General features: G+C 41.5%; 8 protein-coding genes. All 8 read left to right on the plus strand.

Features of this window, described 5'->3' with window-relative positions:
- Positions 1 to 109: 109 nt before the first annotated feature.
- The 8 genes from ABXS70_RS08905 to ABXS70_RS08940 all read left to right on the plus strand — a co-directional run bounded on the left by ABXS70_RS08905 (position 110) and on the right by ABXS70_RS08940 (position 13,350).
- A complete protein-coding gene (locus ABXS70_RS08905; RefSeq protein ID WP_342551526.1) occupies positions 110 to 292 on the plus strand; it encodes a YjfB family protein in 183 nt (60 codons plus the stop codon).
- A gap of 641 nt (positions 293 to 933) precedes the next feature.
- Positions 934 to 1,581: a 4'-phosphopantetheinyl transferase superfamily protein gene (locus tag ABXS70_RS08910; RefSeq protein WP_366295337.1), complete on the plus strand. Its 648-nt coding sequence runs from the start codon at positions 934 to 936 to the stop codon at positions 1,579 to 1,581.
- 407 nt (positions 1,582 to 1,988) lie between these two features.
- Positions 1,989 to 2,759 (plus strand): prolipoprotein diacylglyceryl transferase, encoded by a 771-nt coding sequence (locus ABXS70_RS08915; protein WP_366295339.1) that lies wholly within the window; start codon positions 1,989 to 1,991, stop codon positions 2,757 to 2,759.
- A 644-nt stretch (positions 2,760 to 3,403) separates the two neighbouring features.
- Positions 3,404 to 4,279 carry a hypothetical protein gene (locus tag ABXS70_RS08920; RefSeq protein ID WP_366295341.1) on the plus strand — a complete coding sequence of 292 codons (876 nt, stop codon included), beginning with the start codon at positions 3,404 to 3,406 and terminating at the stop codon, positions 4,277 to 4,279.
- Between the two features lie 53 nt (positions 4,280 to 4,332).
- Positions 4,333 to 5,034 carry a hypothetical protein gene (locus ABXS70_RS08925; protein ID WP_366295343.1) on the plus strand — a complete coding sequence of 234 codons (702 nt, stop codon included), beginning with the start codon at positions 4,333 to 4,335 and terminating at the stop codon, positions 5,032 to 5,034.
- Positions 5,035 to 5,088: 54 nt separating this feature from the next.
- Positions 5,089 to 8,625 carry an SDR family NAD(P)-dependent oxidoreductase gene (locus ABXS70_RS08930; RefSeq protein ID WP_366295345.1) on the plus strand — a complete coding sequence of 1,179 codons (3,537 nt, stop codon included), beginning with the start codon at positions 5,089 to 5,091 and terminating at the stop codon, positions 8,623 to 8,625.
- A gap of 24 nt (positions 8,626 to 8,649) precedes the next feature.
- Positions 8,650 to 12,162 (plus strand): beta-ketoacyl synthase N-terminal-like domain-containing protein, encoded by a 3,513-nt coding sequence (locus ABXS70_RS08935; protein ID WP_366295347.1) that lies wholly within the window; start codon positions 8,650 to 8,652, stop codon positions 12,160 to 12,162.
- A 57-nt stretch (positions 12,163 to 12,219) separates the two neighbouring features.
- A complete protein-coding gene (locus ABXS70_RS08940; RefSeq protein ID WP_366295349.1) occupies positions 12,220 to 13,350 on the plus strand; it encodes an acyltransferase family protein in 1,131 nt (376 codons plus the stop codon).
- The last annotated feature ends 8 nt before the right edge of the window (positions 13,351 to 13,358 follow it).

The following is a 13,358-nucleotide window of genomic DNA, read 5'->3' on the forward strand; positions in this document are numbered from 1 at the left end:
TAATGAATTACGCATCTGTTCGGGCTGACTGGGCTTTAACAATTGCTTCCTTCGGACCGATATATAATAAGTAAGCCTATAAGCGAAAATTAGGAAAGGAGGGGTTCCCATGGATATTGCAGCATTGTCAATGGCGATGAGTCAGGCTTCGGTGGCACAGGCGGCGAGTATACAGGTGATGTCGATGACCAAAGATATGGCGCAGCAGCAGGGCCAACAGATGGCGGAGATGTTAAAATCCGTGCCGGCTCCTCACCCTAACTTGGGTGGAAGTCTGGATATTTCGATCTAGCACAGCAGGTTACACCTCGTATGATGAGTTTTTGTAAAAAAATGCAGCAAGCAGTTTAGGGCTGTCCCATAGTTATAATAAGGCTTGTAACAGTCCCGTTCTCTATGTTTGTACAACAAAAAGAAACCGTTCCTTGGTAAAATGGAAGTGCGACCCCACCATTTAAAAGGAGACGGTTTCTTTGTACATTCAATTTACCATGAATCGACTTTTCTCGCCGATGAATTTGGAGACAGATTGAATCGGGACGATTGAAAGGGCGTTGGATCGAATAATTCTTCAGATGAACAAGAGTATGCCGTCCGCTTACGCGTTCGATTTGAATTGTTTTTCACATCTCACTATATTGATTCTATGACGGTGACATAAATGTGGATTTTTTGGAATTTTGAAGATATAATGGTAAATGTGAATTCGCAAATGCTGTTCACTGATTGAAACTTTTCGTGATTTGGAGAAGGTTCAATTCGGTGAAGTGGTACAAGCGATCGGTTATCACAACACAGGAAGGATATTTACGATAGGCTCTCTGCGTGAATGTCTAACGACCGTGAAGTATCCGTTCTTCTTGAATTTTATTATGAACTATTCAGGGTTTAGAAGGGAATAAAGCTGTTATGGTGCACATGTATTGGCTGCATATGGACTATGAAATGCATGAAGAAGAAATATTGGATCTGCTAGAATTTGTGTCTTTGGAGAAGCGAGCGAAGGTGAAGAAATATCGCTTTATAAAAGATGCACAGCGAACGCTGCTGGGAGACGTGCTTGCGCGCTATCTCATATGTCACAAGACGGGTGTGGTAAATACAGGGTTATGCTTTGAAAATAATGCTTATGGAAAACCTCAGCTGATTACTCCGCCGTTTGTTCACTTTAACATTTCCCATTCTGGTGAATGGGTGGTTGCTGCTGTGTCAAGTTACCCCGTTGGCATCGATGTGGAGGAAATTAAAGAAGCTCCGTTGGTCATTTCCAATCGTTTCTTTTCAAAAGATGAGCGCTTGACTTTATTTAAAGAGTCAAAGCATTGCCAAAACGAGGCATTCTATTATTTATGGACGTTAAAGGAAAGCTATATTAAGGCAGAGGGTAAAGGGTTGTTCATGAAACTAGATACGTTTACTGTGGGATTGGGAGTCACCCATATTAACGGAATGGAACTGCTGAATGAACGACTGGATGAACGGCATGTGTTAGGCTTGTGTTCGGCTCAAGGGCAGGTCAAACATATTGAGAAATCCGGACTTCGTATGTTTATCGAAAAAGCGAAAAAAAATTTGGGTTAGCATTTTTATGAAAACTCAATAAGGGATAATACTCGATTAGAAATAAGATGAAAACAATTAACCTTATTTCTGAAATCTCTTTTTATCCGCATATGGGAAAGGTAGTTCAATCGCTCACGAATTTGGACTGCAAGAGCTCTATGGCTTCGTACATATTATATTCTAAGCATCCTACAGTAAGGAAAGGGAGCGAACTGAGCTATGTCTAGATGCTGCTTTACTAATCCCGTATTACGCAGTTAGTGGTCCGTTAAATATTTTTTACAACTAAAATTCAAAAGGTATAATGAGTAATTATTTTTTTAGATATTTATTTAATTAAAATGAAAGTTTTCTGCTAATTTGAAGGTGTTAGTGTGTTTGTTAATGAACAGCAATTAAAATGAGTAATTCTAGGGGGAAAAAATATGTATAATGAGCTGCTTAAGCTCGGGCCAATAACGATTTATGGATACGGTTTAATGATCGCGCTTGGTGTTATATTGGCTTACCAACTCGTTGTTTACCGAGCAGAAAAACGTCAGTTCGATTTATCGCATGTTTTCGCTCTAACCATTTGGAGCTTGGTAGGTGGGTTTATTGGAGCAAAACTAGTGTATTGGATGACCCAAATCGAAAATATTATTAGTAATCCGAGAATTCTTCTGAATTTTTCCGATGGTTTTGTCGTTTATGGTGGAATCATCAGCGGAATTATTGTTGGTTTAATATATTGCAGAGTTAAGAAAATCAAGTTCCTTAAACACTTGGACCTATTTGTTCCTTCTGTTGCGTTAGCTCAGGGATGTGGAAGAATTGGCTGTTTGCTCGCAGGATGCTGTTATGGCGAAGAAACACATGGTTGGTTTGGGATAACCTTCCACCATTCTGATATCGCGCCGAATGATGTCGAACTGGTACCTACTCAAATTATGGAGAGCGTGTTTAACTTCGGTCTCTGCCTCTTTTTAATTCTTTTAGCTAAAAGAACAAATAAAGTAGGACTCGTTTCCGCCGCTTATTTGATTTTGTACAGTCTGGGCAGATTTGTCATTGAGTTTTATAGAGGGGATATTATTCGAGGACAGGTTGGAGTTTTTTCAACCTCACAATTCATTGCACTCATGGTTGTTCTAGTGACCAGTCTCATTGTATTCCTTTCCCGATACCAGAGCCGATTGACCGGCAAAAATGTATAACTAAAAGAACAAGCCTCCTGTCCCTAGCGGATCGGAGGCTTTCTTACAACTACTTGGGGCAGCTTATCACGATATATTTAATCATTGTCATCGAAATGCTGTCGTACTTGCCTAAAGCGTAATTTCAAAATATCCAAGAAGTATTTGTTTTTGAGTGGTGATTTCCGCGCAGCAGCTTCGTCAAAGCAGCTCCATTTTCAACAAGTATTTACTCCTCTCGATTTAACAGATCATATATTTCTATATATGACATTCACCAAGAAACCCATGCTGACAAAAACGTAAGTTGTTATTCGCAACGCCGATCTCACGGAAGAGCACTGTGGGACAGAGGCAGTTATTGGATTGAAATCATTTTAAATTCATATATTTACAAATTTTTTATAAAGATATAGAATGAACTCAATATAGAGAATATTTGAATTAAAGTTACTTATTTTGGGACTGGGATTATTTATTTCAATATAAGTACACCTTTTCATCCTGGAAACGACAATCATCTACTTCTGATTAAGGAACTAGTCCTAGAAACTAACAAACGGCATTATATGGCTGGAATTCTAGTTAAGTTATGAGTTTAGGAATCTATTTATCTACGATTTGTCATGACAAAAAAATACATTGAACTTTGAAAGGAAATGGGTATGGAATTGAATTCGATGAGAAACAAAGGCATTAATATGGATGAGTATTTTAGATCTAACCAAAATATTGTTTCCGATTTTCTGGAGGAACAATTTAGAACGTTTGAACTACAACAGGCGGGTTCTGCGATAGAAGACTCAGGAAATCTTTTGATGTCTCTGATGGAATTGAACAAAGAAGTTGTTCTTAAGGCACTGGAAGCTCAGAAATATGGGGTGACCTTGATGTCTAAAGCTGAACCTTCTATAACCGTTCCAGTTACAGGTAGTTTCACAAAAGATCCAGCACTGGAACCCTTGCATCCTGTTCAACAATTGGAACAGGAAGCGGAGGTGAGATATTACAACCAGAACATTGATTTAGAACAATGGATGAAGGATGAATTGGCTCAGATTACGGGCTTTTCGAGCCAACAAATAGTTGGAACTATGAAGTTTGAGGAGGATCTTGGACTTGTCTCCATTAATATGATAGAGCTATTCGCTCGTTTTGTAGATCAATTTCCGCATTTAAACCGGGATATTTCAGACATTATAGAAGCCAAGACGATCGAAGATTTTATACATATTATGACAAATGGTGAAAAAAAGCAGGAAGAAATTTCACATGAAGTATTATTAAAGTGGATGAAGAGAGAAATTTCAGGAATTACTGGATTTCCTGTTGAAAACATTACCGGATCAATGAAATTCGAGGAAGACCTGGGGCTTGTATCGATTAATATGATCGAAATATTCTCTCATCTGGTAGAAGAGTTTCCTGAACTGAACGGGGACATTGAGGAAGTGATCGGTGCGGCCAGCATTAGTGAACTGATCGAGATGATTTTAATCCATCAACAAAAAAAAAAGAGCCTAATGAGGCTGGAGTTGTAGAAAGCCTTGTTACGGAAATCCAAGAGAGTCTGACACTTGATCCAGCAGCCCCTGTGGACGAATCACCACTCTTTGACCCGGAAGAAGCTATTGTTCCAGAGATTCATTCCGATTATAAGGTTGCTGAAGAAGCATACCCGGCGGATGAACAGGTTTGCGGCAGAGTTAAGGAAGAAAGTGAGGTGGAACCTAATATTGTGGCTGTAGTAAGGCTTTTCTCTGACCCTACAACATTGGAGGAAAACCGAATTCTCGGCATTTCCATCGATCGGGGAAGACACTCATTTTTGTCGATTCAAAACGTCTCGAGCCACCCTTTTCTAGTAGGTAAGCTGATTTTGGCGGCTGGTAAAACGATCTCGTTAGGAACACTTTCACATGGCAAAACGAAGGAATATGGTGGGTTATGGTATGGGTTGGAGGCCCGGAATATTGCGGTACGTCATATTTATGGACCAAGAGCCTCAATTCGTTGCGATATCACACAGCAAAATCTGGATGTTATTAATAGCCTGCTGCCCCAATTTTATAGTGGTTGGTCATATCTAAGGAATTGTGCTTTTTTTGCATCGACGATTTGGAATAGCATTTCGACAGTGAAAATCACTGGCAGGTCACCTCTAACAGCGAAAATCGTTTACGATGGAATTATTGACTCGAGGATGCAATCCTACGCCGTTCCTGTGCCTCATCATTATGCCGTTTATCACGCAAGTGGGAACGGATTACCCATCAAAAGCGTTTGCTGGAATTAAGGGTAGGGGAAAATGGATAGTTCAGTACATAGCAAAATCCGAGGGATGAGAGTAATGGGGACAACAACAGTATGTATAAGTGGGAGTAATGTAGGAGTTTTGCGTGAAAAGCTTCTGACATTAATCAATTATGGATTACCGAGTACCGAACTATATAATTCGGATGACTCCTGCATCGTCGCTATCGTGGCAAATCAGGGTGTTGATTTAAGGAAGAAGCTTGGGAGAGCCTTAGAGCTGTTGAAAACAGGTATAGATCCCATTGAAGAAAACGGGATTTACTATCAGCCATCACCATTTGGTTCCGAATCGGTTGCATTTGTATTTCCTGGCCAAGGTTCTCAATCGATTGGTATGCTGCATTCTTTGAGAGAGAGACTGCCTTTTTTTGAGGCGCATCTACAGGCCATAAATGCCAGGTATCAAGAAGGATATCGTTCTTCGATACTTGATGTCATTTATAGAGAGAAGACGGCAGCGAATGAAGAGAACTTAAGGGATACAAGACAAGCTCAGCTTGCTTTAGGCCTTGTTTCAATTAGCCTCGCTCAGGCGCTTCGCGATTTAGATGTCAAACCTTCCTATGCTGCCGGACATAGTTATGGAGAATTGCCAGCTCTTCATACAGCTGGAATCGTAAATACAGATTTTCTCCTCCAGATGAGTATGGTTCGCGGACAACTGATGGGGGCTGCGGGAGACAAATTTCGAGGAGCAATGCTTTCGGTTTTTGCCGAACAAGACATTGTCGAACGTTTGATCAGTGATCATGGAATTGAAGCGGTTATATCCATTGTTAATGCCGACGAGCAGATGATTGTTTCAGGTAGTTTGGCCGCCATTAATACTCTGGAACAAGTATGCGCAGGTAAAATAAAGACGATTCGTTTGAAAACATCCGCAGCCTTTCATTCACCACTCATGGCTGAAGCGGAGAAGAAGTGGCGGGACTTTATAACTGCTCAGAAAGATGAATTTCATGACAAATACGAAGTGAAGGTGTACAGCAATGTAACCGCTCAAGCCTATCAACTACATCAAGACATGATGCTGGAACTTTTGGCGAGCCAGTTAACTCATCGCGTGAGATGGCAGGAAACCTGCACCCAGCTTTACGCGGATGGCGCTCGCATCTTTGTTGAAGTGGGTCCGGCCAATGTATTAACCAACTTAATGACTGGAATATTGACGGGAAAACCCCACTTAACCCTCCATACGGATCCGCGACATAAAGATGGACTCGAACATATGTGCCATTTTATAGGGAAACTTGCCAGCCATCATGTGGAAGTGAATGTCTGGGAATTTTTTGACGAACGAATTTATCGTGATTTTATAAGTATGGGCACAGAAAGGAAAAGCGGGATGAACCATGGCAATGAAAGCAATCGGCAGCTCGTATTCAAACAATATCTAAAATCGAACCAGTGGATGGTTCGAACCTTTCTGGAAGAGCAGAATAAAATAATTGCTGAGCAGTTGCGATCTATGATTGAGCCAGACAAGCCAAAGCTGATGGAACTTATAAGGAAGCAGAGAAAATCAGTTTTGCTTGGGGCTTTGGAGGCTCAAAGGGTGGGATTATCTTCTTTCTTTTCGGAGGTCGGCCATGTGCAGCCTATTCTGGAATCACATGAAACAGCTGCTTTAGATACAGAACTTGCAGCAAAGCAGGTTGCCGCTGCTATGGAGACGGAGTATAAGGATGCCGAGCGCGAGACACCCCCTTTTACACCAGAAATGAAGGCTCAGGATTATATATTACGATTAACCGAGGAAATTGCGGTAATTGCTGCTAAGCCATTAAACGAAATTACTTTAATAACCGGTTTTGACAAGTTGAACATAGATATTTTTGCTTTGGCAAACATCTATGACTCGATGTTTTCCTCTCACGATCGTTACAAGCTCTTTAAAAGGGAATTATTACATGCTCCCAATTTGGGACAAGTAGAGAAACTTCTATGTTATATGGTTACCGCAGGTTCGGATTCCACGAAGCGGGAGCTGATTAACAGTCATGTGGATTACTCCTCAGATACAGCTGATATAGAGCGCTATGGATTTACCTATGAGCCTGTAGTTTCCTCAGAGAAAAACAAGAGTGCACCTACTCGCCTGCTGCTTGTCGGAATGAAGAACGAGATGTTTGACTTCTTTAAAGAAAGTTTAGATGCACAAGGCATACATATAGTGGAGATTCATATCACCGAGACAGGTTGGGACGGTTCCAATCCAAACTGGGGCATGATTGCTTACGATGATGTAAAAGGCTTACAAAATTACATGGAAAGATTTTTGGATGATAAAGGAAGCTTACCGTCCCTCCTGTTTCTCGTTCCCGATAGTGAAAGCGTCTTGGAACAGGCTCATTTTGAAGCATGGAATGCAAGGATAGAACAGACTGCTGTGGCTCTGTATATAATGTCGGATATTTATGGGAAAACGAAAGGGAATTCGGAGTCACCCTCCTGGTTTAGTGTAGTGGGGGAAAATGGGCTCTGCCCTGTTGGCGCCGCAGTCAGGGGGATTGTTCGAACTATGGCGCACGATTTCAAGGGGAAATATCAGATACGTTCGATATGGCTTGATATCAGTTACCGTCAAACAAATTTCCGACATCTGTTGAAAGTAATGAACGAAGGCATCAGTACTCATGACATGTTCATTGCCGATGACATTTACGTCCGAAAGCTGAAAGCGCTGGAGGTTGGAGCTCAGAACATTGAGGCAGCACTGAATCCATCCTCCCTTGTTATCTTTTTCGGTGGCGGTGTAGGAATTACGGCGGAGATTGCGTGTGCGGTGGCGGAACGATTCGGCTGCAGGATTGTCATTGTGGGTCGTACAAGCTTCCCAACGAACATAGCTTATGAGCATATTCAGGAAGAATCCGTTCTGAAGAAGGAGATTTTCCGTGACTTATCGCTGAAATTAAAAGATGGTCAGAAAATCACTGGCAATATGCTGGAACATGAGGCGAAAAAAATATATCGTCAGCGCGCTTTGATACGGAGTAAACAAAGAATCGAGCGTACCGGCAGTGAGTTTCACTATTATTCCTGTGACATCTCTGATCACGAGGCTTTGAATGCTTTGTTATTGGATATCGAGAAACAGCATGGTAAAGTGACGGGAATTGTACATGGGGCGGGGGAAATGAATAGTCAACGGAATAAAACAGCAAAGGCGTTCGGAGACAATCTATCTATTAAAACAAGTTCCATGTTTGCACTATACCAGTTTTTTAGAAAATATCCGTTGAAATTTGCCATTTTGTTTAGTTCCATTTCAGCTTATACAGGTTTGCCAAGACAATCAGACTATTCTTCCTCAAACGAGTTTGTAAACAGCATTGCTTCTCATTGGAACAAGCAGGTTGATTATCCTGTGAGATCGATTATGTGGTCTCTTTGGACCGAGACTGGAATTATGAAGAATTCAACAAAAGATGTCGAGAAACTTGGGCTGAGAGGAATTACAAATAAACAAGGCATTCAGTTGTTCATGAGGGAGCTTGATCATCTAGAATCATCAGATGAATGCGTAATGTTAACGCATGATACGATGCTGAAATTCTCGATGCCTTAATTCAGAGTATGTGGAGGCTGGACTATGTTATATGCGATTACAGGTATGGAGGGCATTTTCCCCAACTCTAGAAACCTCGATGAATACTGGAACAATATTGTTCAAGCGAGAGTGTCTCCTGTCAGTTCATTAGAAAAAATATGGGGGATTAGCCGTGAGCAGTACATGGCTCCCAACAATGATGACAAAAGCTGGATTTACAATGATCGTGGATACTGCTTGCCGGAAGATGAATCATTGCCGAAAGATTCTGGGCGGCAGGTCATGGTAGCTAAAAAAATATTAAAAAAATTGGCTGAAAAGGTTAATTCCGAGACGCCGGACTTTAAATTTAGCAAAACTGGCCTTGTATTGGGAACATCATGGACGGATGTAGATTATTTTAATCAAGATGTTGAGCTGCTGCTGGGCAAGCAAGAGAATGAGACGAGGGGAAGTATCCTCACTTCCGATAAACAGGTAAATGATATTGCTGCTTCCATCGGCATCGGGGGTCCTTATTTTTCCGTTGATACGGCTTGCGCTTCTTCAATATATGCACTGGATAACGGAATCGGTCTGATAAACAAGGGTTTGGCGGAATCTGTAATCGTGATGGGACTTAATATTTCAATTCCTTACTATCTTTATGTCGGTTTTTCGAAGTTGAAGGCACTAGCATCCGATGATCAAATTCTCCCCTTTTCCAAGGATGCTTCGGGGATTATTTTAGGAGAAGGGGGAGGCGCGGTACTGATTGAACCGCTGGATAAGGCGGAAAAATCCGGGCGCCCAATCTTTGCAGTCATCAAGTCGCTGGGATTATCAGCGGATGGAGAAGAGCGTTCTCCTTTTGCACCGGGTTATCGAGGCCAAATATCCGCCTTAACGAGAGCTTATCAGCATTTGGAGGGGGAGACCATACATTATGTAGAGGCCCATGGAACGGCAACAAAGATTGGCGATGAGACGGAATTGAAAGCGCTGCATGACTTTATGGATGGCTTTCAACAGGGAACTCGGCTTCCTATCGGATCGGTCAAATCTCTTATTGGTCATGGGTTGGCGGCTGCCGGGATTGCAGCCATCATCAAGGCGGTTTTAATGATCAATAAAAGAATCATTCCACCTCACGTCGAGGTTCAGCCTCATGAGCTTTTGTCCTCATCATGTCTATATCTTCCTAGTGAAACGGAGGAATTGCCTCAGGATGTTGAGATCAATATTGGTGTTAGCTCGTTCGGTTTCGGTGGCGCCAACTCCCATGTGGTTATAAGTTCTTACCATCCAACGGAGAGTTCAGCAGCCGTACACGTTTCTAATAATACCTCATCACATGGAAATCTGCTGCAGGAGCCAATTGCTATCCTAGATTTCGGAAGCGACCGAGCGCAGCATTATTTATCTTCAAGCAGGAACGTCAAGCCGAATTCTTTTCCACTCGAAAGGTTCTATTTTACGGATGGTATAAACAATTGGAGTGATCAAAAAATTGAGGGCGATTTTTTTCCGGATCTTTATACTATTGATGCCCACGGACTTAAGACGGGGCCTAATTCATTAAAGAAAATCGATCCTTTTATGGCAGTGACGCTGCACACGCTCAACATTTTGCTCAGTCAGCAAAATCATATCAAAAATTCAGAGGATACAGCCGTCGTCCTTGGCAGCAACATGAGCGGCACCATGTCACTGAGGCAATACCGCAAATGTTACTTTTTGTTCCATCCTAATGAAAGAATGGGTATGAGTGATGAGGTAAACCGGTTTGCGGAACAGGACATCAGCTTCGAAGAAATTACATCAACGATACCCGCGATGCTGTCTGGCTATCCTGCCAGAAGTTTTAATATTCAAGGTCTGCACCAGACGATGTCGGGAGGTACAGCTACATTTCTGCATATGCTGTTTATGGCTCCTTATTGGTTGGATCAGCGTTGTAAAAACCTTGTGCTCGGAGCCGGGCACCTTATCAAAAGCCCTGCCGACTTGATAGCTTATAAGCAGAGGTACGGCAATTTACCTTCACTGCGCGAAGGATTCTCGGCGTTTATTCTGCAGAAGTTGTCTGATGTTAGACGAAGTAACGGAAAAATATTGGGTTATATCTCGGCCATTGTTCCGGGCGCTTCTGCATCCACTTTTGAAGAGGCTTGCCAAGCCGCGGATGTAAATCCAGCGTCAGTAGGACATATGGAAATTTGCGAACTGAATCCTACTTCACTATATATGGGAGAGGCAGCGGGAACGGATGAGCTGCTTCGGCTTATATGTGCAGATAGCAAGCTGTCCTGCCTTCAGTTTGTCGAAAACGATAAACTTTTGGCATCGGTTTTTTATGTGAAAGAGAATAACTGCGTCGATAAAACTTATCAAGTCCAAATTCCAACCGAGATTAGTTTTAACAACCGAACAAAGCTAAAAGTAAATCGCTTCACGGCAGCTGCAGCGGAAACAGAAGAAGAAATTCAAGAGAATATCATCCCTTATAGTCAGGAATGGAATTTGAATTCTGCCGCTTCTGTCCACGATCAAATTGCATCAATGGCGCTGAATTATTTCGAGCATCAACGGAAGTTGGTCGGAATTTTCGCACAATCTCGTCACGGTTCCTTGCTGGAAGAAAGTCGTGTCAGTCTGACAAAGCAGATTGAACAAGCTTTTAAATCAAAGTACATTAATCCTCGGAACATTGTTATTAATAATGTCCATTATTCTGACGGCGAACAGTTGTGTGAAGGAGAACTAATCGTAGACCAGTCACATTCTTACTTCTTCGACCATCCGTTAGATCACGTACCGGGATTTCTAATTCTGGAGGGAATGCTGCAGTTAGGCAAAATTCATGCCATGCATACCTTCTCAACTTTGAATATCGACGATTATTACGTGAACATGCTAAAAGTTGATTTTAAACAATATTGCGAATTGGATAAACCTACCACTATCCGGACAAAACTTGGAATCGGTGACTTGAACCAGACATTAAAGCTTACATGCGAGGTAATTCAGAATGGTTCCATCATTTGTACTGCAGCGATGGGGATGGAAAGGTTTAAGTCTTTGCTTGTCCTAGAACCAAGCTCTAGAAGTAATCAGATATTTGCTGAACAAAAGGATGTTCACAAAACCCATAAAAGCAATATTGTCGTAGAGCGTTTGGAACATGATTCTGCAGCAGGAAGAGCAGTGTGCGCTTCGATCTTACCGACCGATGACCATGTTCTTATCGATGGGGGAGGACGGGCAGCATCTGTGCTGTACCTGCTGGAAGTAACGAGGCAGTTTCTATCACAAATTTCCCATACATTTGGGGTTCCGTTTGATCTGCATCGTATTCTGCTCTCAATAGATATCCGCGTCCAGCAAGCATTAGATAAACGAAGCCCGGTGTCTATTTCATACGAGAAGCAAAACACGATTCGATTAAACAATATTTATTTGTCCAATTTGAAGACAACCATCTCATGTAATTCCCAGATTATTTCCAATACAATGTACAAGACACAGGCGGTGAATGAAGAAATTTACAAAAAACTACGCTGGAAAAATAATTAATAGCATTTCATTAAGGTATATATTTTGTAGAAATTATTATTTATAGGGAGTGCGGTTATGAAGGAGGAAAGACTGTATTATGTTGATTGGCTAAGGGTCCTGGTTATTTTATCGCTCATTCCCTATCATGCAGCTTTGACCTATACCGAGATCGGCAGTACTTATGTTAAAACAACAATCTACGACAGCCGGGTATTGCCGTTTTTGGCTATTAAATCGCCGCTCGCCAGTTTTTTTATGGTTCTTTTGTTTTTTCTGTCAGGGGTAGCAGCGTATTATTCTTTTCGGCGCAGAGGTAGAACCGATTATTTAAAGGAACGTATAACCAAAATTGGAATCCCCTTTTTGCTGGGAACCGCCTTTTTGTGCCCTGTACAGGCTTATTTTAAAGCACGATATGAGGGATATTCAGGAACTATTATACAGTTTATTCCCGAGTTCTTCTCTTCGCAATTCGTTCATTATTTAGCATATGCCCATCTATGGTTTTTGCTGTATCTATTCATCTATACCCTGATCAGCGTGCGCCTGTTTGCAAAGTGGATTGGTGACGAAACGAAATTGCAAAAGATATCGTCTTATTTAAGCAGCAATAACAAAATATTCATTCCCATTTTGGGTTTGGTTGTGGCTGAAATTTTGCTGCGTCCCTTTTTCCTTGGTCAGCAAAATTTTGTCTTGGATTGGGCCAACAATATTGTGTATTTCAGTGTTTTTATATTTGGTTTTATTTTTGCTTCCGATGCCAGTCTGCAGCAGAGAATTTTCCGTCTGTCAGGGACATCCCAACTTATTTTTTTTATACTAATGTTTTTGAATATCGCGATCGAGTACCTGCATATGACAGCAGCATCCAAGTATCTGCTGCCAATATGGATTCTAACGAAAGGAATTTATGAGTGCTCTGCAGTTATTTTTTTTATTACGCTAGGTAAGAAGTTCTTGAATCGAGCCAGTCCTATACTCAGTTATCTGAATCAAACTTCGTTTACGTGTTATATAGTTCACTTTATTCCGATAAGTTTTTTGAGTTATTATTTGGCTTCTAAAGACATTCATATCTATGTCAAATATTTGATTGTGGTAGTGCTTTCGTATGCGTTTATCTGGCTGATATCTGAAGGAAATAGAAGATTAAAGCCTGTGCTTGCGAGCAGTTTCGGGAAGCAGAAGTCCATGAAATTATAAGGGGATTT

This window comes from Paenibacillus sp. AN1007 (genome assembly GCF_040702995.1).
Classification (GTDB): domain Bacteria; phylum Bacillota; class Bacilli; order Paenibacillales; family Paenibacillaceae; genus Paenibacillus.

Coding starts and splice junctions, on each gene's coding strand:
- ABXS70_RS08905 (WP_342551526.1), top strand. CDS start 110: ATGGATATTGCAGCATTGTCAATGGCGATGAGTCAGGCTTCGGTGGCA.
- ABXS70_RS08910 (WP_366295337.1), top strand. CDS start 934: ATGGACTATGAAATGCATGAAGAAGAAATATTGGATCTGCTAGAATTT.
- ABXS70_RS08915 (WP_366295339.1), top strand. CDS start 1,989: ATGTATAATGAGCTGCTTAAGCTCGGGCCAATAACGATTTATGGATAC.
- ABXS70_RS08920 (WP_366295341.1), top strand. CDS start 3,404: ATGGAATTGAATTCGATGAGAAACAAAGGCATTAATATGGATGAGTAT.
- ABXS70_RS08930 (WP_366295345.1), top strand. CDS start 5,089: ATGGGGACAACAACAGTATGTATAAGTGGGAGTAATGTAGGAGTTTTG.
- ABXS70_RS08935 (WP_366295347.1), top strand. CDS start 8,650: ATGTTATATGCGATTACAGGTATGGAGGGCATTTTCCCCAACTCTAGA.
- ABXS70_RS08940 (WP_366295349.1), top strand. CDS start 12,220: ATGAAGGAGGAAAGACTGTATTATGTTGATTGGCTAAGGGTCCTGGTT.